The following is a 25736-nucleotide window of genomic DNA, read 5'->3' on the forward strand; positions in this document are numbered from 1 at the left end:
TGGTGCGCATGAGACGGTGGATTGGGCCTGCGCTCAATACGGGTGTCGATATAATCAATTCGTCGAATAGTGGTGTTTCACCCTGCTAATCGAAATAATTTTGCGTTTGATCAAGGGGGGGCGTCCAATCTGAGCTAAGCTTTAGGATGTCCGTCCGACACGTTGACAGTTTGGTGGAATATTTGAACAAGAGGAGTTTTTGAAGGGGCCAGATATTTCGATGGAGGAGCTGATCAGGCTGTAGGAGGACTGATCAGATCAAGTGCCGGGCATCAAATCAAAATGTATGAAAGGAGGATCTGCCATGGGAAAAGCCGGCAGAAGAATAGAGGGTCCGCGATGCGTTGCGATCGTTGGGCCCTTTGGAAGCGGTAAAACCACTCTCCTTGAAGCCTTGCTGACGCGAACTGGCGCAATCAACAAATTCGGAACGGTCGATGGTGGAGGATCGATCGGGGATGCCTCGGATGAGGCGCGAAGTCATCATATGTCAGTTGAGGCGAATATCGCCGAGACGGAGTTTCTGGGAGACCAGTATACATTCATCGACTGTCCCGGGTCAGTCGAATTCCAGTTTGAAAGCTACCCGGCTCTCTCCGCCGCTGATCTTGCAATCGTGGTGTGCGAGCCGGACGAGAAGAAAATTCCTGCCTTGCAGGTCATTCTCAAATCCCTTGAAGAGCGCAACATTCCGCGCATTCTTTTCCTGAACAAGATGGACAAGTGCGCCAGCCGTGTTCGCGAGGTTGTCGAAGCCTTGCAGCAGGCCAGCACGCCGCCGCTGCTGCTGCGCCAGATCCCGATCTGGCGGGGCGAACAGGCCATCGGATACATCGATCTGGCTCTCGAGCGGGCGTTTAGCTACAAGGATCACGCTCCCAGTGAACTCGTCGACATGAGCGAAGGTGATCAGGAACGCGAGTGGGAGGCGCGCTACTCCATGCTCGAGACGCTCTCGGATCACGACGAGAAGCTGATGGAAATTCTGCTCGAAGACATGGAGCCATCGAAGGAACAGGTGTTTGATGATCTGGTCGCGGAAATGCGCCAGAGTCTTGTGGTGCCGGTTCTGATCGGGTCTGCCGAGCATGAAAATGGCGTGTTGCGGCTGCTGAAGGCCCTGCGTCACGAAGGGCTCGCCATTTCCGCCACGGTCGAGCGGCTCGGTTGCCCGGACGTTGACGGCGCTTCCGTTGTGCAGGTCATGAAGACCATTCACACCTCCCACGGGGGCAAGTTGTCGATCTCTCGCGTCCTCAAGGGCAGCGTCAAGGATGGCGATGTCTTTTTCACCGCCGATGGAGAGGAGATCGGCCGTGTGTCCGGTCTGTTCCATGTGCAGGGGCAAAAGACGATAAAGGATGATAAGGCCGTTCAGGGACAGGTCATCGCGCTGGGCAAGCTCGATAATGCCCACACGGGCATGACGTTGACAACTGCCAAGGCCGGGATCGAGCCCTTGGAGCAGTTCGAACCACCCGCCCCGGTCTATGCCATGGCCGTGAGTCCCAAGGAGCACCGGGATGAGGTCAAGCTTCATGCCACCTTGCAGAAGCTCGCTGAGGAAGATCCGTCGCTGATCATCGAACAGAACCAGGATAGCGGCGAAACCATCCTCAAGGGGCAGGGCGAGATGCATTTGCGTGTCGCACTGGAACGGCTTGAAGGCAAATATTCGATCAATATCGAGCATCACGCCCCGACGGTTCCCTACAAGGAAACCATCCGCAAGGGCACATCCGTGCGTGGTCGGCACAAGAAACAATCTGGCGGGCACGGCCAGTTTGGCGATGTGGTGCTGGACATCAAGCCAGTTGGGCGCGGCGAGGGCTTTGTGTTCACCGAGACCATCACCGGCGGTGTGGTGCCCAAGAACTATTTCGGTTCGGTGGAGAATGGCATCAAGGATGCTCTGGTGAAGGGGCCGCTTGGGTTCAAGGTGGTTGATGTGACGGTCAATCTCAGTGACGGATCCTACCATGCGGTGGACAGCTCGGATCAGGCCTTCCGTGCCGCTGGCGCGCTTGCCATGCGGGAAGGCTTGCCGCAGTGCAGTCCGGTTCTGCTGGAGCCGATCATGAATGTGAAGATCGCTGTGCCCAATGATGTGACCGCCAAGGTCAACACCATCGTTGCCGGGCGTCGCGGACAGTTGATGGGCTATGATGCGCGTCCCGGCTGGGAAGGCTGGGATGTGGTGGAGAGCCTCATGCCGCAATCGGAGATCGTCGATCTGATCATTGAGCTGCGGTCGATTTCTGCTGGTGTTGCCTCGTACGAGGCCACGTTCGATCATATGCAGGAGCTGACCGGCCGACAAGCCGACATGGTTATGGAAGCCGCCGCTGCCGCAGCGGAATGATCCTTACGACAGGAACGAGATTAAGACGGGGCCGCTGGCCCCGTTTTTGTTGGCATTGAAGATGGCTCTTAGTCGATCGAGCCATGGTAGAAATAGACCCCGCCAAGGCCGATGGTGAAGAGCAACCAGCCTGCGATGGCATGGAGCAGGACGGAGGAGCGGAAAGAGCGCCAATCAGCATCTGCTCCGGCATAGGTCCATGAAAAGACCAGCCCGCCCAGCATCGTCAAGATGACGGCGGCCCAGTTGAGATAGAACAGATGGGCAAGGCCGAAGGTGATGGCGCTCGTGGCAATCGCGATGCGGTTGCTGGGGAAGAGGGGCGCGTATCGGGCAAAGAACAGCACCCGGTAGATTAGCCCTTGCGGAATGACCGAGAAGAGCGGGTAGAATATCGTGATCATCAGCCAGAGGCGCGGCATGCTCTGGGGCAGCAAGAAAAGGGCTCGCGGTGCTTCGAGCATGGTCAGAGCATAGCTGACGGCGCCGGTCAGAGCCACAAAGGCAATGGCCAGAGGCCAGCTTGGAATCCAGCGGCCCTCCAGCAACGAACGCCAGCGAAAGCCGGGTGTGCGGAAGAGCAGGAAGATTGCTATCGCGAACAGCAGGACGAAAGCGCCTGGGATGCGGTCGGTTGGCACCAGATGCCATGAAACAGAGGCTGCCATGACGAGGGGAGCGATCACAAAGAGCGCGGCAAACTCCACCCAGAGCCAAATTTTTGCGCGGGACGTCAGGTTTTGGGATTCGGTCTCGCCCGCAGGCTGCCGCAAGCTGTTAGGAGGTGTCATGGCTGTGGCTCTGAAAATCTGGGCCTTTGAGGCTGATGGGTCCGACAAGTATGAATGATCGTATAAGTTGATGACTTTCTTTCTAGGAGATAGGCGCGTCGAGGTTGAAATCAAGGCGCTGGAAAACATCGAAAATCACTACACGGGATGGTGACTTGAATGGGAGTTGGCTCATCCGCTACGCTTTATGTCATGGAGTTTGAGAGGAGAGGGATCGCATGCTGATCAGGAATCTGCCCAGTTGGGTCTTGCGCGAAAGCGCTGCAACGGATGAACAGGTCTATCTTAATCGCAGAAATTTCATGCGCGGGTCTTCTCTGCTGATTGGCGGGGCTGCCTTGACGCTGAGTGGTCAGGGGGCGGATGCCGGTGCGGCTTTTGCAAGCGATATCAGCCAGTCCGTTGGAACATCGGATTTCAAGGATCTGACCCTCGATCTCTATCCTGCAAAGCGCAATGAGGCCTATACGATCAAACGCCCGATCACCAAGGAAGAGATCAGCTCGACCTACAACAATTTTTATGAGTTCGGCTCACACAAGCGCATCGCCAAGGCTGCCCAGCGGATGGAGACCCGCCCGTGGACCATCACCATCGACGGTATGGTGGAAGAGGAGATGGAGCTCGATATTGATGAGCTCATCCGGTCCATGGCGCTTGAAGAGCGGCTCTATCGTCACCGCTGTGTTGAAGCCTGGTCGATGACAATTCCCTGGACCGGTTTTGCCTTTGCTGATCTGGTCAAGAAGGCCAAGCCCCTGTCTGGTGCCAAATACATCCAGATGGAGACCTTTCACAAGAGCATGTGGGCCAGCGGTCAGCGGCAGACATGGTATCCTTGGCCCTATCTTGAAGGGGTGAGCATGGAAGAGGCGACCAACGACCTTGCATTCCTTGTCACGGGAGCCTACGGCAAGCCTGCAGCCAAGCAGTTCGGAGCGCCTTTGCGTCTTGCCCTGCCATGGAAATATGGCTTCAAGTCCATCAAGTCGATCGTGCGTTTCACTTTCACCGACAAGCGACCCGTGAGTTTCTGGGAGCAGTTGGCGCCGAAGGAATATGGCTTCTGGGCGAATGTGAACCCGGAAGTCAGGCATCCAAGGTGGAGCCAGGCGACCGAGCGCGTGTTGGGCACGGACGAGACAATTCCGACCCAGTTCTACAACGGGTACGGCGAGCAGGTCGCTCATCTCTACAAGGAGCTTGGCAAGACCGAAATCCTGTTCCGTTGATTGTCATTCGATGCCGCTGGGCTGACCTTTGTCTCTTTATGTGGCTTTGGCGTGTCGATGTGGTTTCACGCTCAACCCTGGTATGTGGGCGCACATGATCGGGTGATGGCGTGCTGCACCCCGAGGTCTCATCTGCCTCTATCCATGCATGTGGTGCAAGCCAAACAGCATAATCTTTTGATTCAGGAATGGGTGATTAATAGGCAGATTTTTCGAAGCCTAATAATTAGGCATCTGTCGCCCTGTATCGGGCGATTGGACTTCTCACCATTTGGCAAAAAAAAAGCCGGACTAATGTCCGGCTTTGAAGTATTTTCCGTGGAAACCCACGGAGCAATCACCTTCCAGAGGGGAACAGCTGGCTACAAACATCATTACTGGGAGGAGTGTAGCAACGACAATTGCCTTCAGCTGAGGCTATATATGCCTATAATTTAGACGATATTCAATGACTGAAGCCGCATGACAGTTATGCAGATATAGCATGGCAACAAAATGCCACACGCCGAGAGATCCCGCGTCTTTCGGAAGCGGAATAAACTCTGTGAAACAGGGCGTAGAGCGGATTAATAATGCCAGCTGGCTGCTTTGGAGAGCAGAAAATCGCGAATAGCATTGATGCGCATTGAATTGCGAAGTTCTGCAGCGTAGACGAAATAGGTTTCGAAACTGGGCATTTCGACGCTTGGAAGCAGCTGAACAAGGTTGTCGCGGGGGTGGACAACATAGTCAGGCAGAATTGCAATGCCTGCGCCACGCATCACCGAGCTGCGAATCCCGAGGATGTTGTTCACCTTGAGCGCCATTGTGCGTTTCTGTCCCGGAGGCATGCCTGCTGTCTCGAGCCAGTTCATGTCGCGCAGATAGTTCGGATGTTTTTCCCCGAAGCTGATCAGGCGATGATCTTCCAGATCCGACATGGATCTGGGTTGGCTGAACTTCTTGAGATAGTCCGGCGAAGCATACATGTGGAAATGCACGGTGAAGAGCTTGCGCTGAATGAGATCGGGTTGCACGGGCTGGTGCAGGCGGATCGCGACGTCAGCCTCGCGCATGCCAAGGTCGAGCTCTTCGTTCTCCAGCAGAAGATTGAGCGAAATGCCCGGATAGAGCTCGAGGAAGTCAGGGATATGCTGGGTGACCCAGGCCGACCCGAGCCCGACCGTGGTGGTCAGGCGCAATTCGCCGGTGGGTTTTTCCTTGGAGTCGGTCAGATGCGTGCGAACGGTTTCGAGCTTCATCAACACGTCATGCGCCGTGCGATAGAGCAGCTCGCCCTGTTCGGTCAGGATCAGGCCTCGAGCGTGGCGGTGAAAGAGCGTGACGCCCAGATCGGCCTCAAGGGCGCTGACCTGTCGGGAAATGGCAGATTGGCTCATATGCAGCTTGTCACCGGCATGTGTGAAGCTGCCCGCATCAGCGGCCGCATGAAAGATGCGCAGTTTGTCCCAATCCATATCGCCCTCCAATGAATCGCCCCAAGATCGACTCCGGGCCATTCAGGTTTGCTGTCCTTTGATTCCTAAACCCTGCTATGCATTTAGGCTACGCCAGTCATGCATAAACTGGCGTAGCCTATAGTCTAATAACATTGCAATGCAAATCAAAGCTCTGAGCGACTTATCCAACTCTTTCCGACGTAAAATACGTTATTATTCAGAGTCTTCGAGTTCTGCGAGGTATCGTTCGGCTTCCAGTGCGGCCATGCAGCCCATGCCTGCGGCTGTCACCGCCTGACGATATTTGTCATCGGTCACGTCGCCAGCGGCATAGACGCCGGGGATCGAGGTCGCTGTCGAATCGGGTGCGGTCCAGAGATAGCCGTTGTCATTCATCCTCAGTTGATCCTTGAACAGCTCTACGGCAGGAGCGTGTCCGATGGCCACGAAAATGCCATCCGCATCAAGATCCGTGATCTCTCCGGTCTTAACATTGCGCAGTTTCACGCCTGTGACGCTCGGCGGGAAGCCTTGTTTGCCAACGAAGTCTTCAACCACGGTATCCCAGATAACATGGATTTTCGGGTTCTTCTCAAGACGGTTTTGCAGGATCTTCTCGGCGCGGAATTCGTCGCGGCGATGGATGACCGTCACCTTGTCGGCATGATGGGTGAGGTAGAGCGCCTCTTCAACGGCCGTGTTGCCGCCTCCGATGACCAGAACCTCCTTGCCGCGATAGAAAAAGCCATCGCAAGTCGCGCAGGCCGAAACGCCGAACCCCTTGAACTGCTCTTCGCTCTCAAGACCCAGCCAGCGCGCCTGTGCACCGGTTGAGATGATGACGCTGTCGGCGGTGTATTCGGTTCCCGAGTCACCCTTCGCCTTGAAAGGGTGAGACGACAGGTCGACGTTGGTGATGATGTCTGACACCAGTTTGGTGCCGACGTTGGCGGCCTGCGCCTTCATCTGCTCCATCAGCCACGGTCCCTGAATTTCGTCCGCGAATCCGGGATAGTTTTCGATTTCGGTGGTGATGGTGAGCTGGCCACCCTCCTGCATACCGGCAACAAGGGTCGGCTCTAGCATCGCGCGCGCGGCGTAGATTGCAGCAGTGTAGCCCGCCGGCCCGGAGCCAATGATCAATACTTTGCTGTGCATTGAAGTGTCTTTCTTCGAATTGGGTGCGATCATCCGGAAATTGGGAGATCGAGAATCGGGCGGAGCCGAATTGATTAGGTTGTTTTTAGCAGATCACGGATTTCATCCGCAATCAGTTCAGTAGAATCTATGGGGGCTCTGCTGCCGGTTTCAAGGGTGTCCTCAAGGCGCTGCACGTACGGATGGGTCACAAGTTGGTCAATGGTGCCTTTGAGCTTGGGCGGATAGCCATCTGGCTCGAAGATATAGATGGGGGCATTGGTTGCCATCACATCGGACAGCATGGAGTGAGAATCGGCTGTCACAATGATAGCGTCGGCCAGGGCCAGCATCGTGGCATAAGGGTTGGTGCCGGAGCCGTCCCAGATCCAGTGGGGGCGCGGCAAGAGGGCCTGTTTCACCGCCTTCATCAAATGGGCAGGGGTGCGCCGGGACGGGGTGACCATGATGGACATGTTGGCGGGCAAATGCCGGACCAGATGATCGGCCAATCGATGGGCTGCTCTGGTTCCGAAAGCCGATTTGGCCGTGTCGCCGCCCAGAACGAGCGCGACGCGCGGCGCGGCGAGGCGGTGCAATTCAGAAGGGCCTCCCGTGCGCGCTTCGTTGAGGCGGGCAGGGGACAGACGATGGGGGGCTGTCAGGGTCGCAAGCACATTGGAGCCGCGATGCTTGTCGTGGATCGGCACCCAGATGAGATCGGCATTCAGCGATTTCGTGCGCGGATCCTTCAGGAAGACCGTCGTTGTCTCCGGGCTGATTTCCTTGAGCTTGCGCAGGTAGGCCACTGTGCGGCGGCCCGACGCGATTGCCACATCGGGAAAGGGAGGGGAGAGCGGCGAGCCCTCTTTGTCCGGCCTGTCTTGTGGGGGGATCGGACCCCACGGCATTGCCCAGACCCATGGACGCCCGGGTGCGACAAGCCGCACGTCGATGGTTCCACCCAGTCTTTCTGCAACGCCCAGGCATTGATTCTCGTCTCCAGCCTTGCCATCGCTCAAAACCCAGATCGTGCGGTCCCTATCAGTCACAACGAGAATGCCCCTTTTTGTGTGGATTTTTCGAATCATTCACAGGATTGTTAGTCTGTGTCGGAAATGCGAACAAAAATGTGTCAAAAGTTTCCATTCGTAACCGTTTGGGATTATTATGCCGGAGCGCGGACATTGTGTTGTTCAGTGTTGGCGGGCGTTCTGCCCCTTATAAGCTCACCCCAAGTAGAGAGCTATTGTCTTGAAAGCAAGATTAGATCCCATTGACTGGAAAATCCTGAAAGAACTGCAGGATGATGGTCGCATCACAAACGTAGAACTGGCCCGCCGTGTGGGTATTTCCGCGCCGCCATGCTTGCGTCGGGTTCGTGCCCTCGAAGAAGCCGGCATCATAAAAGGCTATCGAGCGATTGTGGACGAAAAGCAGGTTGGTTTCGACGTGACCGCCATTGCGATGGTTGGTTTGCACAGTCAGGCCGAGGCCGATCTCGTCGCCTTTGAAGAGCGGGTTCGCTCTTGGTCGCAAGTGCGCGAGTGCTATATGCTTTCAGGCGATATCGATTTCGTCCTGCAGTGTGTCGCGCCGGATCTTCAGGCCTTTCAGTCCTTCGTCATCAACGAGCTGACCGCCGCGCCCAATGTGGATAGCGTGCGCACCTCGCTGACCATTCGCCAGAGCAAGAACGAGCCGACCGTGCCCATTGATCTGGGGGATTGACTTGCCTTTTGCTGCGAAAAATGGATCGGAGCGGTGTGACCGCTCGTATCCATTCAAGCCGATATAGTGAAAAAGCGCGTTGGTTGCCAACGCGCTTTTTTTGAATCCCGGTTTCGAGGCCCGGTCAGATATATTTGACCGCGAGGATCTCGTAGGACTTTGACCCACCGGGAGCTGTCACTTCAACCGAGTCTTCTACCTCTTTGCCGATCAACGCACGCGCGATCGGGGAGGACAGGGAAATCTTGCCATTTGCCAGATCGGCTTCCATGTCGCCAACAATCTGGTAGGTCTTTTCCTCTTCGGTGTCTTCGTCAACCAGTGTGACGGTTGCGCCGAATTTCACCTTGTCGCCGCTCATTTTAGAAACGTCGATCACTTCGGCGCGGCTGAGCTTGTCTTCCAGCTCGGCGATGCGGCCTTCGTTGTGGCTCTGCTGTTCCTTGGCTGCGTGGTATTCCGCGTTTTCCGAAAGGTCGCCGTGTGCGCGTGCTTCGGAAATGGCCGCGATGATACGCGGGCGTTCTTCGCCGCTGCGTGTTTTCAATTCTTTTTCCAGAGCCTGATATCCTGCAGGCGTCATTGGGATTTTTTCCATAGCCGTCGGAAAGCCTCCTGATCGGTGGGGCCAAGCCCCGAATGAATACAAAAGTTAAGCGCTCCGAAAGCTCCTCACCTTCGGAACGCCATCGATTTTTCCAGCATTTAGAGCTCAAGTTGCGCTAATCGGGCGCCACGTCCCTCTTAGTGGGAGAAATAGTCCTGCAATGGCCGGACTTCAATATTCCCTGTTCTATAAGCTTCGATTCCCTGGGCCGCTGCCAAGGCACCGGCAACGGTCGTGTAGTAGGGTACTCTATGCAAAAGTGCTGCTCTGCGCAAATCCCTACTGTCGGAAAGTGCTTTTACACCTTCGGTGGTGTTGAAGACGAGATGCACTTTGCCGTTTTTGAGGGCGTCAACGATGTGTGGGCGACCTTCGAGCATCTTGTTGATCTTCTCGCACTCGATACCGTTCTCTGAGAGATAGCGCTGGGTGCCGCCTGTTGCGATGATCCTGAAGCCTGCGTTTTTCAGGCGCCGGACTGCCGAAAGAATCCGTGGCTTGTCATCGTTCTTGACGGAAATGAAGGCCGTTCCTTCGCTTGGCACTTTGGTGCCACCGCCAAGCTGCGATTTGGCAAAGGCGATCGCGAAATCCGTGTCGAGCCCCATGACTTCACCGGTTGAACGCATTTCCGGACCAAGAAGCGTGTCGACACCGGGGAAACGGGCAAACGGGAAGACCGCTTCCTTGATTGCGATGTGATCGAGCTTTTCGAGCTTCAGATCGAGCGCGGCCAGCTTTTCGCCAGTCATCACGCGGGATGCCAGTTTGGCAACGGGCTTGCCGATCGCCTTGGCAACGAAAGGTACCGTCCGCGAGGCCCGAGGGTTGACCTCGATGACATAGATATCGCCATCCTTGACCGCGAACTGGACGTTCATCAGACCGCCAACGTTAAGGGCAAGAGCCATTTCGCGGGTCTGGCGAGCCAGTTCTTCCTGAATCTCTTCGGACAGGGAGTATGGCGGCAGGGAGCAGGCGGAGTCGCCTGAATGGATGCCAGCTTCCTCGATATGCTCCATGATGCCGCAGACGACCACGTCCTCGCCATCGCACAGGCAATCCACGTCGACTTCGATGGCCCCGGACAGGTAGCTGTCGAACAGCAGAGCATTCTGAGCCAGAACGGCGTTGATCTGACCGGTCTTGTCGTTTGGATACTTGAGGCGGATGTCCGGCGGTACGAGTTCGGCCAGGGTCTTCTGAATGTATTTCTCGAACGCGTCCGGCGTGCGGACAATCTCCATCGCCCTGCCGCCCAAGACGTAGGACGGGCGCACGACCACGGGGAAGCCGATCTGGTCTGCGACGATGCGAGCCTGTTCGATGGAGTAGGCGATGCCGTTGCGCGGCTGCATCAGGTCGAGCTTGTGCAGAAGCTTCTGGAAGCGGTCGCGGTCCTCGGCCAGATCGATGGCGTCCGGGGACGTGCCAAGGATCTGAATGTCCGCATCTTGCAGGGCCTGTGCCAGCTTCAGCGGGGTCTGGCCGCCAAACTGCACAATCACGCCTTCGAGGGTGCCGTTCTCCTGCTCCTTGCGCAGGACTTCGATGACATCCTCTTCGGTCAGTGGTTCGAAATAGAGCCGGTCGGAGGTGTCATAGTCGGTGGAAACGGTTTCGGGGTTGCAGTTGATCATGATGGTCTCGAACCCTGCTTCGTCCATGGCGAAGCAGGCGTGACAGCAGCAATAATCAAACTCGATGCCCTGACCGATACGGTTCGGTCCACCGCCCAGAATGGCGACCTTCTTGCGATCCGAAGGGTTGGCTTCGCAAACGGAAACCCCGTTGAAGGGTGGCTCGTATGTCGAATACATGTAGGCGGTTGGCGAAGCGAATTCGGCAGCGCATGTGTCGATGCGTTTATAGACAGGGCGCACATCCATCTCGTGGCGCAGCTTCAGGACCTTCGCGGCCGTGGTTCCGGCCAGCTCCGCCAGACGCACATCGGAAAAGCCCATGCTTTTGAGCTTGCGCAGATTGATCGCGTCGGTGGGCAGGCCATGAGCGCGCACGCGCTGCTCCATGTCGATGATGCTCTGGATCTGCTCAAGGAACCATGGATCGAACTTGCAGGTTTCATGGATCTGCTCGTGCGGGACCCCAAGGCGCATGGCCTGAGCAACCTTGAGCAGACGATCCGGCGTCGCTTTGGCAAGATCAGCGCGGATGGCGTTCTTGTCATCGCCCTGACCAAGACCCTCGATCTCGATTTCATTCAGGCCGGTCAAGCCGGTCTCAAGGCCGCGCAGGGCTTTTTGCAGTGATTCCTGGAAGGTGCGGCCAATGGCCATGACTTCGCCGACGGATTTCATGGCCGTGGAGAGCGAAGGCTCGGCACCGGGGAATTTCTCAAAGGCAAAGCGGGGGATCTTGGTGACAACATAGTCGATCGACGGCTCGAACGAGGCCGGTGTTGCGCCGCCGGTGATGTCATTTGCCAATTCGTCCAGCGTGTAGCCGACTGCCAGCTTGGCTGCGACCTTGGCGATGGGGAATCCGGTTGCCTTGGACGCAAGGGCAGAGGACCGGGAGACGCGCGGGTTCATCTCGATGACAATGAGACGTCCGTTTTCCGGATTGACGGCGAACTGAACGTTGGAGCCGCCGGTTTCCACCCCGATCTCGCGTAGAACCGCCAGTGAGGCGTCGCGCATGATCTGATATTCCTTGTCGGTCAGCGTCAGGGCTGGTGCGACAGTGATGGAATCGCCGGTGTGAACCCCCATCGGGTCGAGGTTCTCGATGGAACAGATGATGATGCAGTTGTCATTCTTGTCGCGAACGACCTCCATCTCATATTCTTTCCAACCGATGATGCTCTCTTCGACAAGCACTTCCTTGGTTGGTGAGGCATCAAGGCCGCGTTCAATGATTTCGAGATATTCTTCCCGGTTGTAGGCTACGCCGCCACCGGTGCCGCCCATGGTGAAGGAGGGTCGCATGATGGCCGGAAGGCCGACCACTTCGAGGGCCTCGAGGGCCTCGGGAATGTTGTGCGCGAGGCGCGAAACGGGCGTGTCGAGGCCAATCTTGGTCATGGCCTCACGGAACAGCTCGCGGTCTTCGGCCTTGTCGATGGCCTCGGCGGTGGCACCGATCATCTCGACATTGTATTTTTCCAGCACGCCCATCTTGCGCAGGGACAGGGCGCAGTTGAGCGCTGTCTGACCGCCCATCGTGGGCAGGAGCGCATCGGGGCGCTCTTTTTCGATGATCTTGGCAACGATTTCCGGGGTGATCGGCTCGATATAGGTCGCATCGGCCATTTCCGGATCGGTCATGATGGTCGCCGGATTGGAGTTGACCAGGATGACTCGATACCCTTCCTCTTTAAGAGCTTTGACCGCTTGCGTGCCAGAATAGTCGAATTCACAGGCCTGACCGATGATGATCGGGCCGGCGCCAATGATGAGGATGGATTGAATGTCGTTCCGCTTGGGCATCTTGTCTCGCGCTCATGTCAAGGCACCGGCCCCTCGGTTGTCGCCTTTGTGGCTTGTTACGAGGGCCAGGGCCGATGCTGGTCGGGGGTGCAGATGAGATTTGGATCGCTATAGCGAACTATCGATCATTTTGCCATAGGTAGAGGCAAATTTTTTGGCTCATACCTGCAAATTTTCGTTCGCCTTTGGGCGTTTTCGGGTCAATGCCGGTTGGAGCTGAGGAAATTGGACTGTTGTGTCCGGTTTATTTGAAATCTGAATTTCAATTTCACTTCGATAGTTTATTTGCATGAGCCTGGGTGCATGCCTGCTCCGGTTTATGAAAAACCGGGACTGAGGAGCAGTGAGAGCGATCAGTCGTCGCCGACTTTGCTCAAATCCAGCTTGCTGATGTTGGCTCCGTCAAAATCGCTGATACCAACTGACAAAGCATAACAGGCCAGACGAACCGACTTCGGGATCGTCACGGACTTACCTTCACGCTTGCCCTTTTCATAATACTGGATCATGCGTTTCTTCAAACCGAGCAAGTCGGCAGCGTCTTTTTGTTTCAGACCCATGCTGCGACGCCATGCCCGAAATTGCTCGGGAAGCATGGCTTCGGCGTCTGCTTTATCTTGTTCTTTAGACACGTTTTAATCTTTTTGCGCAAAAATTGCGCCTTTGGCGTTGACAAAAACGCACAATGTGCACATATTGGGTGTGTAAGCGCACTAAGTGCAGTTGATTTGGTCCCAATTAAGCCCAGGAACGGGTGGAGGTCAATCAGATTTATTGTGCCGTTGAGTGTGATGTTAGGTGGGAAATGAAAATCCCAAAACAACTGGAGAAACCCAATGTTGGCTGATCTTGTATTGAGCCGCGAAACCTTGGGCGTCAATCGTCGGTGTGATGTCCATAAACATGCGATTGTTCGTCAAAGCTTCATGCGTCTGTGGCGCAAGCTGGCGGGATAGCACATCCAATAGGTTTCGGGCGTTCAGTCCGGAGCAAATAAAAATGCTCACTTAAAGACAGAAGGCTCGCACGGCGCGGGCCTTCTCTTTTTTTGTCCGGTGCTTTTTCGCGCCGCCACTCTAGGCCATCTTGGTGCCGGTGTGGGGTGCAAATTCAGTTGCTTCAGACCACGACCTGCTCCATGCTGACAATGGGATGAGATGGCAGAATTCTGCCCGGTGTGTAGAGCATCATCAGGAGAATCGGGGGACATATGCGTTGGCGTGGTCGTAGAGAAAGCAGCAATATTGAAGATCGGCGGGGAGAGGCCCGAAGCAATTATTCGAACCGCCGAATGCGGCTGCCGCTCGGTGGTCGCCGTAAAGGGGCCCCGAGCCTGATCGTGCTGGTCGTCATTGGCGGGGTTCTATGGATGATGGGCGTTAGCCCGACCACAATCCTTTCGATGCTGATGGGCGGCGATATGTCCATGTCGCAGCAGACGCAGACCAGCCAAGCACGTTCTCCGAAAAGATCCGCAGCCGAAGAGGAAATGGCCTCGTTCGTCAAGGTCGTGCTGGCCGAAACGGAGGATGTCTGGGGGCGGATTTTCCAATCGGCAGGCAAGACCTATCCGGAGCCGTCTCTGGTGTTGTTCTCAGAGCGGGTCCAGTCTGCCTGCGGATCTGCCTCTGCAGCGACCGGCCCCTTCTATTGTCCGAGTGACGAAAAGGTCTATATCGACCTTGATTTCTATAATGAGCTCAAAACACGCTTTGAAGCGCCGGGCGATTTCGCTCAGGCCTATGTGATCGCCCATGAGGTCGGGCACCATATCCAGAACATCACCGGGGTCCTGCCCAAGTTCAATGAAATGCGTCGGTCTATGAGCAAACTGGAAGCCAACCAGATGTCCATTCGGGTCGAGCTTCAGGCCGATTGCTATGCCGGCGTCTGGGGCTACTACACCAATCAGAAGGGTCTTCTGGAACATGGGGATCTTGGTGAGGCGCTGAACGCCGCCACTCAGATCGGCGATGATGCGTTGCAGAAGCGGATGCAGGGCTATGTGGTGCCGGACAGTTTCAATCACGGTACGTCGGCCCAGCGCAAGAAATGGTTCACCCAAGGCTTCGAGGACGGCAAGATCAGCGCCTGTGATACCTTCTCGGTGGCCAATCCCTGATCTGATGAGAAAACTTTTGGGAACCCATCGGCCTTTACTTGCGTTTTAAACGAAACAGGGAAAGGAAACACCCATGGCAAGCGCAGCGCAAAGCAATCGTTCGTCAATCAAGGATGAGGATACCTACAAGGCCTTGCGGCGTGATGGGGCGTCGAAAGAGAAGGCTGCGCGCATTGCCAATGCACAGGCGAACAGCACCATGCATCCATCCCGGAAGGGGGGCAAGGCTCCTGCCTATGAGGAATGGAGCCGGGACGACCTTTATGAACGCGCCAAGGAGCTCGACATAGACGGACGGTCCAATATGAAGAAGGATGAGCTGATCGACGCACTGCGCGATCACTAGACCAGCTTATCGGACCATGACGGCACAAGTGGTCTGAATAGCGGGATACGGTTCTGGGTAAAGGTTCTGTCTGCTTGCGACACAATGCCGACAAAATCACACCAAAACGTAGTTCCAAAAACAGCCAAAGAAAAAGCCATCTTCCTCGTCGCCCGATCAATGACATGCAGAGCATGGCAGGGTCTGGGCGGGGAAGATGGCTTTTTCACGTTCTGAGATAGCTGTCTTTGAGCTATTCGGGCAGCTTTTCCATCCCCTTGTTCTGGCGAACAAGATTGAGAAAACGCGTGAACAGATAGTGGCTGTCCTGCGGGCCGGGCGAAGCTTCGGGATGGTACTGCACCGAGAAGATCGGTTTGCCATCAACGCTGAGGCCGCAGTTGGATCCGTCGAACAGCGAGACGTGAGTTTCGCTGACCCCTTTGGGCAGGCTGTCGCCATCCACGGCAAAGCCATGGTTCATGGAGGTGATCTCCACCTTGCCTGTCGTCTTGTCCTGGACCGGATGGTTGGCGCCATGATGGCCCTGATGCATCTTCACGGTCTTGCCGCCAAGAGCCAGCGCCAGCATCTGATGGCCAAGGCAGATCCCGAACATCGGAACGCCTGCGTCGATCACCGCCTTGATGGCATCAACGGCATATTCGCCTGTGGCTGCCGGATCGCCCGGACCGTTGGAGAGGAAGACCCCATCGGGCTTGAGCGCCAAAATGTCTTCACCTGTCGCGGTTGCGGGCAGGATCGTGAGCTTGCAGCCCTGACGGGCAAGCAGACGCAGGATATTTCTCTTGATGCCGAAGTCGATCGCCACCACATGAAAGGCCGGGTCGGTCTGATTGCCGAAGCCTTCGTCCCAGACCCAAGGGGTTTGGGTCCATTCAAAGGTCTCGCGGGTCGAGACGTCCTTGGCAAGATCGGCTCCGACAAGGCCATTCCAGCCCGCAGCTTCGCGCTTCAGCGCCTCGATGTCGAAGTTGCCATCGGGCGCGTGGGCAATCACCGCGTTGGCAAGGCCCTTTTCGCGGATGTGGGCGGTCAGTGCACGGGTGTCGACGCCCGCAATGCCAATGATGCCGCGGCTTTTCAGCCAGGCGTCGAAATGGCGCGAAGAGCGATAGTTGGATGGCTCGGTGATGTCGGTCTTGACCACAGCACCGCGGACACCGCTGTTGCTGTCCATATCGATGGTTTCGGCATCCTCGTCATTGGTGCCGATGTTGCCGATATGGGGGAAGGTGAAAGTGACAATCTGACCGGCGTAGGACGGATCTGTGAGGATTTCCTGATAACCGGTGATGGCTGTGTTGAAGCAGACCTCAGCCACCGCAGACCCTGTGGTGCCAATGCCCTGACCTTCGATGACGGTGCCGTCAGCCAGCACCAGAAGGGCGGTCGGCTTGATCTCTTCCCACGGGGCGGGTGAGGAGGCCGGATTAGATGCGGAGTGAGCCATAGCCAAATGCGTCCTGAGTAGAGTGTACGTCGGTAGCCGCGTTCCGTCACCAGTTGCCGCTTTGAAGGCAACTGACGTCTTGCGATATGATCGTTGGAAGCGTCTGTTCTCAGACCAGATCATCTAGGGCAAAAGCGGGCGGGGGTCAATGTTGGCAAGGGGGCGGAGCAAAAAATAGTTCCCATATGGGAGCTGATGTGCGATTTTGATACGTTATTGACCAACGACAAGGGAGCCGCCACTGAAGGCCAGCCTTTCTTGTCAGGACCATTTGCAGCGATGGTCTCGGGGTCATTGCTGACTTGCCACTCGCATCAAGTCGCTATAAAGAGCTGTGTGTTTGATTTGAAGATTGAGACCTCAGAAACGATTGAGACCGCTGATATCTGTGGTATGCGGATCCACATCCTATCTACTACGGAACTGGCAATTCACGGTACTTGGGCATTGCATCGCCGGGCAGGCGAGTCCAAGTCCGAATTGAAATCAATGAAAGGCCTTTTATGCGCGAGCAGATCAATGAAAGCCTGACGGCAGCCATCAAGCAACAGGATAAACGCCGCATGGCGACCTTGCGACTGGTGAATGCGGCCATCAAGGATCGCGATATAGAGGCACGATCGCAGGGAGCCGACAGGGTTTCCGACGACGAAGTGCTTCAGATTCTGGCCAAGATGGTCAAACAACGCGATGAATCGATTCGCACCTATGAAGAATCCGGCCGGCTTGAAATGGCCGAGCAGGAGCGGGACGAAAGGTCGATCATCATGGAATTCCTGCCTCAGCAAATGGCTGAGGCCGAAGTCAATGCGACCTGTGCCAAAGCGGTCGAGGAACTCGATGCGGGCGGCTTGCGCGACATGGGCAAGGTCATGGCGCACCTGAAGACGCAATATCCCGGACAGATGGATTTTGGCAAGGCAAGCTGCATCGTCAAGGACCTGCTGCGCTGAGCCCGAAGACAATCCTGCATGCCAATTGAGTAGCAGTGGCCCCCACATCGGGGCCATTGTGCTTTTTCCAGATCTGATACTATGATGACGATCATGAAGCTTGGACCGTTCAGTCCTCTCGAGATGGTGCCTGAACGCCATCAACAAGACTGCTGTCTGTCGGGAGGCGTGAGGTCAATGGGTGGATCCCGGTTGCGTCGATGAAATATCCTCAAAGTCTTTTGGAACAGATCCGGGAGAGAATTGCCGTGTCCGACGTGGTCGGACGCAAGGTGAAACTGCGTCGGCAGGGCCGCGAATATGCGGGGCTTTCGCCTTTCAACAAGGAAAAGACACCGAGCTTTTTCGTCAATGATCAAAAGCAGTTCTATCACTGCTTCTCATCGGGCAAACATGGCGATATCTTTCGGTTTCTGATGGAAACGGAAGGGCTGAGCTTTCCCGAGGCGGTTGAGGCGTTGGCCGCCCAAGCCGGGGTGTCCTTACCTGCGCCAGATCCGCAGATGCAACGGCGGGAAAAGGAGCGGGCGAGCCTTTATGATGTCATGGAAATGGCCGCGCGGTATTTTCAGCTGCAGTTCAACTCGGAGTATGGGCGCGAGGCGCGCGCCTATGCCCAGAAGCGAGGCTTGCGGCCCGAAACGCTCTCGACCTTCCGCGTTGGCTATTCGGTCAACAGCCGGGATCATCTCAAGAGCTATCTTCTCGAGCGCGGTGTAAGTGAGCAGGACATGCTCGACACGGGCCTGATCATCAAGCCCGATGACGGGCGGGCGACCTATGACCGTTTTCGCAATCGGTTGATGATTCCGATCGAGGACGAGAAGGGCCGCGTTGTGGCCTTTGGTGGCCGCATTCTCGATCCGGATGGCAAGCCGAAATATCTCAACTCGCCCGAGACGAAACTGTTTTTCAAGGGAACGATGCTGTTCAACGCCCATCGGGCGCGGCAGGCGGCCTACGAGGCCGGATCGGCGATCGTGGTCGAGGGCTACATGGATGCCATTGCGCTGCATCAGGTTGGCGTCGGGCATGTGGTCGCCTCGCTCGGGACAGCCTTTACCGAGCAGCAGATTGCACGCATGTGGCGTTTCTCGAATGAGCCCTACATCTGTTTTGACGGCGACCGGGCCGGACGGCAGGCTGCACATCGGGCCATCGAACGCATCTTGCCCAGCCTGAAGGCCGGCTATTCCTTCCAGTTCGTCTTTCTGCCCAACGGGCAGGATCCCGATGATCTGGTCAAACAGGGCGGCTCGGAGGCCTTTGGCGAGGTTTTGAGGTCGGCGCGGCCCCTGTCCGATGTGATCTGGGAGCGCGAACGCGAAGCCCAGCCAGCTGATACGCCCGAGCGCAAGGCCGCGCTTGAGCAGCGGATCGAGGAGCTGCTGCGACTGATCAAGGATGAGCGGGTCCAGCGGCAATATCAGATGAGCTTCAAGTCGGCACTCTCCAACCTGTTCTGGCAACAGGAGCGCGACCGGCGGGACCAGTCACGCAATCGCTATTTTACCGGCGGGGGCGCAAAGGCGGGGCAGGGGGCCGGGCCGTCATCCGCGCTGCAGGCTTCAAGCAATGTGTCGCGGATGCCCGAGGAGGGGCAGTCAACAGAATATGAGAACTGTCTGATCGGTCTGTCCATTCACATGCCCTATCTGTTCGAGCAGTTTGCCGAGCAGATTCTGGCTGTTCCCTTTCAGAAAAGCAGCCTTGAAGCCTTCAAATACGTGCTGTCGCATCTCATCTTTGACAAGCAGGCGCGGACTTATGCAGATATCTATGCCGAGTGTCCGCAGGATCTCAAGGGACTTTTGGACGAGATGCACGGCATGGAAGTGCGTGATCCATCCGGCAAGATCTCGCAGCCTTGGGGCTGGCGGCTGGCGGGGCGCCAACGGGTGCATCAGCTCGCCTACGGGCCGTCTCGTCTGTTTCTGGAGCGATTGTTCCAGTCCTATCTCAATGTTCTGGAAATCCGGGAAATCGAGCAGGACCTCAATCGGGAAATGGCGCAATTGTCGGGATCCGTGAGTGAGGACATGTTTGCCCGCATCCAGTTTCTCAACAACGAAGTGCATCGGCGCCGCGAGGAAAACCTGCGCGAGGAACATGAACTGAGCGAGCTCTACAATCAGATGAAAGCCGCTGGCGTGCAGGCCAACCTCATCGATGTTCTGGCTGAACTGGGGCAGAACCGGTCGGACTGATGGCGAATCACCTGCTTCAAGACCTGTCGAAGCATGCGAATCAGTCCAAAATTGCCGGAAATCGGCTCTTAACCCCCTGAAAATGATTCGAAAATTCGGATAAATCGAACTTTTTCGGCCCGTTGGGGTTGCCGAATCGAATCGCTGCGCTAAATATCATTGATCGGCAGCCACTAGCGCCAAATGTCAAGCTGGCGAGGGAACCATTGATTGCTGCTAAATAATCAACACGATCTGATGCTGGAGGCCTTGCGGTCTGGCCGGCCTTGTTGTGTGTGGAAAGCTTTTTTGCACGGAAAGCAGAAGCATGTGGCGGGTTTCGGTTAAGGGGCAATTAACGCTCCATTCGGTAGAAGGATTGGAGAAATCCTGAAAGATCATGTCTTTGTGTCCGGGCGAGGCGAGCAAAGACATGAAAAAAGCGTCCGCGAGATTGGATGACCACTCGGACCATGATCCGTCTGGGGCATCCTTGGAGACAGGAATGGCAAGTAAGGCAACACAGAACGACGACAAGACCACCGGCGAAGGCGAAAATCCTGATGCGCCGCTTCTCGACATGACGGCATCTGCGGTCAAGCAGATGATCAAGACTGCCAAGAAGCGCGGATATGTCACCTATGATGAGCTGAATGAAGTCTTGCCGTCGGAAGAAGTCTCCTCCGAACAGATCGAGGACACGATGTCCATGTTGTCCGACATGGGGATCAATGTCATCGAGTCTGAAGAGGCGGAAGACACCGAGGCTCAAAACAATTCCACCGAGATTGTCGAGGCCAAGGGATCCACGTCCGTTGCCAAAACGACAACCACCAAGGAACCCACCGACCGGACAGATGATCCGGTCCGCATGTATCTGCGCGAGATGGGCTCGGTCGAGCTTTTGTCCCGCGAGGGCGAGATTGCTATCGCCAAGCGGATCGAAGCTGGTCGTGAGGCGATGATCGCCGGGCTTTGCGAAAGCCCTCTGACTTTCCAGGCCATCATCATCTGGCGCGACGAACTGGTGGAAGGCAACATTCTCCTGCGCGACATCATTGACCTTGAGGCCACCTATGCAGGTCCGGGCAATGAGGAAGAAGAAGACAGCGACGAGGAGACCGATGGCGAAGGTGAAGGCGAAACCACTGCCAGCACCGAAGTCAATGGCGCCGCTGCTGCTGCTCCTGAGGGGCCTGCTGTCGCTCAAGCTGCAGCTGCCCCGGCCAAGCCGGACGATGAAGGCATCCCTGCTGCCGATGGTGAGCAGACTGAAGGCGAGGATGACGACGAGGACGATGACGACCTCGAAAACAACATGTCCCTTGCTGCGATGGAAGCTGAACTGAAGCCGAAAGTGCTCGTCATTTTCGACCAGATCGCGGAAGACTACAAAAAACTGCGCCGTGTGCAGGATCAGCTGGTCGAAAACCGCATGGCCAACAAGCCGCTGTCGCCCAATCAGGAACGCCGCCATCACAAGCTCAAGGAAGACATCATCGTCGAGGTGAAGAGCCTGTCTCTGAACCAGAACCGTATCGATGCGCTGGTCTCCCAGCTTTATGACATCAACAAGCAGCTTGTTGCACGCGAAGGTCGCCTGTTGCGTCTGGCCGAAGCCTATGGCGTCAACCGGTCCGAATTCCTCAAGCAATATCAGGGCGCTGAGCTCGATCAGAGCTGGGCGAACCGCGTTGCGACGCTGACCTCGCGCGGCTGGAAGGACTTCATCAAGCACGAAGAAGACCGGATTGAAGAGCTGCGCGAAGACATCCAGATGCTGGCGACGGAAACCGGCCTTGAAATCGGCGAATTCCGCCGCATCGTTTCCTCCGTGCAGAAAGGCGAGCGTGAAGCCCGTCAGGCCAAGAAAGAAATGGTCGAGGCCAACCTTCGCCTCGTGATCTCGATTGCCAAGAAATACACCAACCGCGGTTTGCAGTTCCTCGATCTCATTCAGGAGGGCAACATTGGCCTCATGAAGGCGGTCGACAAGTTCGAATATCGCCGTGGTTACAAATTCTCGACCTATGCCACATGGTGGATCCGGCAGGCCATCACCCGCTCGATTGCGGATCAGGCTCGCACCATCCGTATTCCGGTGCACATGATCGAGACGATCAACAAGATTGTTCGCACCAGCCGTCAGATGCTGCATGAGATCGGCCGCGAGCCGACCCCGGAAGAGCTGTCTGAAAAGCTGCAAATGCCGCTGGAAAAGGTGCGCAAGGTGCTCAAGATCGCCAAGGAGCCGATCTCGCTCGAAACACCGATCGGGGACGAGGAAGACAGCCATCTTGGGGATTTCATCGAGGACAAGAATGCGATCCTGCCCATCGATGCTGCCATTCAGGCCAACTTGCGCGAGACCACGACCCGCGTTCTGGCGTCGCTGACGCCGCGTGAGGAACGTGTCCTTCGTATGCGCTTCGGGATCGGCATGAACACCGACCACACCTTGGAAGAGGTTGGTCAGCAGTTCTCGGTGACCCGCGAACGTATCCGCCAGATCGAAGCCAAAGCCTTGCGCAAGCTCAAGCACCCAAGCCGCAGCCGCAAGCTCCGCAGCTTCCTTGATAGCTAGGCGAGACAACAAGACCTATCAAAAACCCGGCCATCGCGCCGGGTTTTTTATTGGGCGGCGCGTGGGGATGTCGTCTTTACGGGGAATGGCATGTTGATGGTGCCCATTTGAGGTTGCGCCTCTGATGTGTCGCGGGGCATCTTGGAGGGACTTAAGAGAGGCGGGGCGTCATGGCGGTTCAGATCACATCCAAAGAAGAGCTTGAAGAATGGCTTCAGGATAAGCCGATCGATTGGGCGCAGAGCATCGCCTCCCGGGTGGCCTTGCGTGTTTTTCCGCTGGTGCTATGGGACCCTGAACGAGCGTCTCTTGAACGAAGTCAGGGCTTGACCCTGAAAGTCTTTCGAGCCAATTTCATATCGTGGGCTGCGGGCACTTATCCAGCCCACGATATGAAGGCCGCCGCCCGCTCCGCCTCCGCCGCCTCCTCCTCCTCCTCCTCCGCCGCCGCCCGCTCCGCCTCCGCCGCCTCCTCCTCCTCCTCCTCCTCCTCCTCCTCCTCCTCCGCCTCCGACACCGCCTCTTACGCCGCCGCCGCCTCCGCCTCTTACGCCGCTACCTCTGCCAACTCCGACCTCTTCGCCTCCGACTCCGCTGCTATGTGGCGATCTGTTGAGGCTGACTGTGAATGGCTGGAGGCGCATGGCGATGATGGTCGATTGATCGACCAGCCGCTCTGGCTGGAAGGGGATGCGGAAGGGATGCCTGACTGGGTGAAACAACCGCTCAAACGGTTCGCGGCATATCCTAAAGGAGGACGAAAGCCCGAATGGCGGCTAATCCTTGATTGGTATCGCGCCCTTGTGCCCATGGGGCGCGCCACTCAACCGCGCAGCGCGTTTCGCGAAAAGGCAGATATCGAAATCGCTCTGAAGCCCGATGAATTCTGGACGATCACTGAGGATCGCAGCGCCGAGCATATCTTGCGGGAGATTGGCGAGATTGGCGAGATTGCGCGGGGGGCGCCTGCCAAGAATGAATGGTCAGAGCGAATCGTTGCTTATTTGAGCGGAAAAGGCGAACCTGCAACCCTCGAAGAAATACGTTCTCACCTTCTTGAGTTTGCACCTCCCCCAAAACAAAGCACTGTAGGATGGCGCCTTAGCGAACTGACTTACAGCGGAGAGATCGTCAGGCTCAAACGAGGTGTTTATGTCCATCCTTTGCATGCTGACCAACCTAGAGCCTCCAGACTTGAAGAAATAGCCGAGCTTGAAGCCGAGCTCGAAGCGGATATTGAGACCGCAATCGAGAATATCGAGCCGCAAGTGCCCGCTGCCTATCGGTTCGAGCTTCGAGGCGGAAAGATCGATATTTCTCCTCCGTCGGATGTTTCGACGGATCCTGAAGGGGCGCAGGATTGTCTTGATGAATTAAGAGGAATGGCTGAGGCATTTTCGGAGCAGTTAGTGGGAGCCAATGTAGACCCACAAATAAGACAGAAAATTGATCGTCTGATCCAGATTTTGCCAGAGAAAATAGGTGATCTTCGTCCGCAGTTGCTGCGGGCACGCGCACGTTCCATTGAAAATTTGGCGTTTGTTTTCTCAAGGCCCGACGCAGAGATGGAATTGTCGCATCGACAGCTTGCTGGGTTGCTTGATGTTTCAAGTGGTGTTCAAGATTTGCAAGGTTTGTATCCTCAGCTGACAAGGCAGGATGCTGAGAATTTAACACGTAACCTGCCCCCTGAGGCATATCGGGACGTCAAAGGAAATCTTGACAAAGTCGAGGCTACTATTGAGCAAAGCGAAGATGTTGCCACTGACGAGGCAAAAGCGGCTTTGGCGCAAATGAAAGCTCTTTCTGATGAGCAGGCACCAGAAGCCGTTCAGCAAAAGAATCGCGGCGATTTTGCTCTGGTCGCCAGAAATTTTTTGTCCGCTGCTTCACGTTTGGCAACCGACAATGCGTTGACGCGCTTCGCTAAACAGCTACAAACACGCGCCTACGAGAAGGTACGCAACACCGTTCGGGCCGGTTTGGTGAAAGGCAAAGAATTTATTAGCCAGCCTGAGAAGCTCATGAAGCTCCTATCCAAACTGAGAAAATACATCGATCCACTTTCTCGAGTTCTGGATGGTTTCAAAGAGATTTCCGTCAATATCGATATTGGGCTGAAATATGAAAAGCGCTGGAAGCGAAACACAGATGGATCAAGTAAAAAAGTGAGCGGTGAAGTTGATAGTGAAAATGCAACTGCTACAGGAGAGGATGAGCAACAAGGCTCAGGTGATGAAGCGCTTGATCCTTAACTTAACCGCTCTCCCATTCTGACTCACAAAGCCCGGACATGTGATTGTCCGGGCTTTGTTTTTCTCTTCATAATCGGGCTTAACTGCTTCACATGTCGCTTGTGAAGCGATGGGGGATCAGTTGTCGAGTTCCCATGTGGTGCTGACAGTCACGTCAAAATCGAGGCTACCTTCGGCGACCGGAACCTTGGAGACCATCGCTTCATTGGCCATGGCGCGCATCATCATCGGGCGCGGAGCCTGTGGGGCGCTGCCTTCGCTCAGGCTCTTGAGCCTTTTGATCCCGACACCAAGCTCGGCGGCATACAGCTCGGCCTTGGCGCGGGCGTCGGCGATGGCGGCCTTGCGGGCTTCATCCTCGATGCCATCCTTGTTGGAGATATCAAAACGCAGGCCCGAGATGTTGTTGGCCCCGGCGTTGACAAGGGCCGTGAGCACCGATCCGACGCTGTCCAGAGCCTTGATGGAAACCGTGACGCGGTTGTTCACCTGATAGCCGACAATGCGGGGCGGTTTGGGTTCCGAATTGTTATCGTTGCGCGGGTAAACCAACTGCGGATTGATGTTGAAGTTGTTGGTCTGGATGTCCTTTTTGGCAATGCCCGCCTTGTCCAGCTCGGCGAACAGAGCTTCCATCTTGGCGTTGTTGTCGGCAAGGGCCGCCTTGGCGGTTTTCTCGCGGGATTCGACACCTGCGGACAGGATGGCCATGTCCGGCGCTTTGCTGACAGAGCCTGTGCCCGAAATGGTTAGGGTGCCGTTGGTGCTTTCTGCGGCGAGCGCTGGCAGAGTCATGAGTGGAACGATAGCGGCGAGAGCAAGAAACTGCTTTCTCATTGTGTGTCTGTCTCCTCAAATTGTCTTGGGCCTGTCGCAGCCATCGTCAGTGATCGACCGGCTTTGTGGCGGTTTGAGGGAACGAACAGGTTTTCCCGTCCTGATTGCCGTCCTCGCGCGGGTTTTCGCGTTCAGTTGCCTGTGGATCCTACACTATCCACTGCCTGTTGGTGCAGGGCTTGCCTGAATACGCAATTCGGTATACGTCATTTGCACTTCTGGATCTTTGGGCGATACCTTGCCTTCCGGAAG

At 56.2% G+C, this 25736-nt stretch carries 19 protein-coding genes; 10 read left to right on the forward strand and 9 right to left on the reverse strand.

The features are described from left to right. The first annotated feature begins 304 nt into the window (after positions 1-304). Positions 305-2362, forward strand: a complete 2058-nt coding sequence (locus CPH65_RS08825) for an elongation factor G (protein ID WP_096173140.1) — start codon at positions 305-307, stop codon at positions 2360-2362. Between the two features lie 68 nt (positions 2363-2430). On the opposite strand, the gene CPH65_RS08830 is transcribed toward CPH65_RS08825, so the two are convergent. Beyond that, on the reverse strand, positions 2431-3153 hold the full coding sequence (locus CPH65_RS08830) for a CPBP family intramembrane glutamic endopeptidase (protein WP_096173141.1): 723 nt from the start codon (positions 3151-3153) through the stop codon (positions 2431-2433). A gap of 218 nt (positions 3154-3371) precedes the next feature. Between CPH65_RS08830 and msrP the strand changes: the two genes are divergently transcribed. Further along, entirely contained in the window at positions 3372-4385 is a 1014-nt protein-coding gene (gene msrP / locus CPH65_RS08835; RefSeq protein WP_096173142.1) for a protein-methionine-sulfoxide reductase catalytic subunit MsrP, read from the forward strand. A gap of 566 nt (positions 4386-4951) precedes the next feature. On the opposite strand, the gene CPH65_RS08840 is transcribed toward msrP, so the two are convergent. From CPH65_RS08840 to CPH65_RS08850, 3 genes are all read right to left on the reverse strand, one after another. Continuing rightward, the gene (locus tag CPH65_RS08840; protein WP_096176324.1) at positions 4952-5842 is read right to left on the reverse strand and encodes a LysR family transcriptional regulator; all 891 of its coding nucleotides are present in this window, start codon (positions 5840-5842) and stop codon (positions 4952-4954) included. 195 nt (positions 5843-6037) lie between these two features. After that, entirely contained in the window at positions 6038-6982 is a 945-nt protein-coding gene (gene trxB, locus CPH65_RS08845; RefSeq protein ID WP_371359440.1) for a thioredoxin-disulfide reductase, read from the reverse strand. A gap of 74 nt (positions 6983-7056) precedes the next feature. Beyond that, on the reverse strand, positions 7057-8013 hold the full coding sequence (locus tag CPH65_RS08850; protein WP_244574576.1) for a mitochondrial fission ELM1 family protein: 957 nt from the start codon (positions 8011-8013) through the stop codon (positions 7057-7059). A gap of 202 nt (positions 8014-8215) precedes the next feature. Here CPH65_RS08850 and CPH65_RS08855 point away from each other — a divergent pair, with 202 nt between their 5' ends. Beyond that, complete coding sequence (locus CPH65_RS08855; protein ID WP_096173145.1) at positions 8216-8692, forward strand: Lrp/AsnC family transcriptional regulator; 477 nt, start codon at positions 8216-8218, stop codon at positions 8690-8692. Between the two features lie 124 nt (positions 8693-8816). On the opposite strand, the gene greA is transcribed toward CPH65_RS08855, so the two are convergent. From greA to CPH65_RS08870, 3 genes are all read right to left on the reverse strand, one after another. Continuing rightward, a complete protein-coding gene (greA, locus tag CPH65_RS08860) occupies positions 8817-9290 on the reverse strand; it encodes a transcription elongation factor GreA (RefSeq protein ID WP_096173146.1) in 474 nt (157 codons plus the stop codon). Positions 9291-9436: 146 nt separating this feature from the next. Then, entirely contained in the window at positions 9437-12748 is a 3312-nt protein-coding gene (carB, locus tag CPH65_RS08865; RefSeq protein WP_096173147.1) for a carbamoyl-phosphate synthase large subunit, read from the reverse strand. A gap of 353 nt (positions 12749-13101) precedes the next feature. Next, positions 13102-13380 (reverse strand): DNA-binding transcriptional regulator, encoded by a 279-nt coding sequence (locus tag CPH65_RS08870; protein ID WP_244574577.1) that lies wholly within the window; start codon positions 13378-13380, stop codon positions 13102-13104. Between the two features lie 578 nt (positions 13381-13958). Here CPH65_RS08870 and CPH65_RS08875 point away from each other — a divergent pair. Both CPH65_RS08875 and CPH65_RS08880 read left to right on the forward strand, forming a co-directional pair. After that, entirely contained in the window at positions 13959-14870 is a 912-nt protein-coding gene (locus CPH65_RS08875; protein WP_096173149.1) for a neutral zinc metallopeptidase, read from the forward strand. A gap of 73 nt (positions 14871-14943) precedes the next feature. After that, complete coding sequence (locus CPH65_RS08880; protein WP_096173150.1) at positions 14944-15216, forward strand: Rho termination factor N-terminal domain-containing protein; 273 nt, start codon at positions 14944-14946, stop codon at positions 15214-15216. Positions 15217-15448: 232 nt separating this feature from the next. Here the strand turns inward: CPH65_RS08880 and carA are convergent, their stop codons facing one another. Beyond that, a complete protein-coding gene (carA, locus tag CPH65_RS08885) occupies positions 15449-16669 on the reverse strand; it encodes a glutamine-hydrolyzing carbamoyl-phosphate synthase small subunit (protein ID WP_096173151.1) in 1221 nt (406 codons plus the stop codon). A 93-nt stretch (positions 16670-16762) separates the two neighbouring features. Between carA and CPH65_RS24095 the strand changes: the two genes are divergently transcribed. The 5 genes from CPH65_RS24095 to CPH65_RS08915 all read left to right on the forward strand — a co-directional run bounded on the left by CPH65_RS24095 (position 16763) and on the right by CPH65_RS08915 (position 24647). After that, positions 16763-17200: a hypothetical protein gene (locus tag CPH65_RS24095; RefSeq protein ID WP_096173152.1), complete on the forward strand. Its 438-nt coding sequence runs from the start codon at positions 16763-16765 to the stop codon at positions 17198-17200. Next, a complete protein-coding gene (locus CPH65_RS08895) occupies positions 17173-17622 on the forward strand; it encodes a GatB/YqeY domain-containing protein (protein ID WP_096173153.1) in 450 nt (149 codons plus the stop codon). The genes CPH65_RS24095 and CPH65_RS08895 overlap by 28 nt, the downstream gene beginning before the upstream one ends. Positions 17623-17822: 200 nt before the next feature. Next, positions 17823-19829, forward strand: a complete 2007-nt coding sequence (dnaG, locus tag CPH65_RS08900; protein WP_096173154.1) for a DNA primase — start codon at positions 17823-17825, stop codon at positions 19827-19829. Between the two features lie 484 nt (positions 19830-20313). Then, positions 20314-22392: an RNA polymerase sigma factor RpoD gene (rpoD, locus tag CPH65_RS08905; RefSeq protein ID WP_096173155.1), complete on the forward strand. Its 2079-nt coding sequence runs from the start codon at positions 20314-20316 to the stop codon at positions 22390-22392. Between the two features lie 170 nt (positions 22393-22562). Then, entirely contained in the window at positions 22563-24647 is a 2085-nt protein-coding gene (locus tag CPH65_RS08915) for a hypothetical protein (RefSeq protein ID WP_172891420.1), read from the forward strand. Positions 24648-24764: 117 nt separating this feature from the next. Here CPH65_RS08915 and CPH65_RS08920 read toward each other — a convergent pair whose 3' ends face one another. After that, positions 24765-25484, reverse strand: a complete 720-nt coding sequence (locus CPH65_RS08920; RefSeq protein WP_096173158.1) for an SIMPL domain-containing protein — start codon at positions 25482-25484, stop codon at positions 24765-24767. Between the last annotated feature and the right edge of the window lie 252 nt (positions 25485-25736).

The sequence above is a fragment of the Cohaesibacter sp. ES.047 genome (assembly GCF_900215505.1).
Taxonomy (GTDB): domain Bacteria; phylum Pseudomonadota; class Alphaproteobacteria; order Rhizobiales; family Cohaesibacteraceae; genus Cohaesibacter.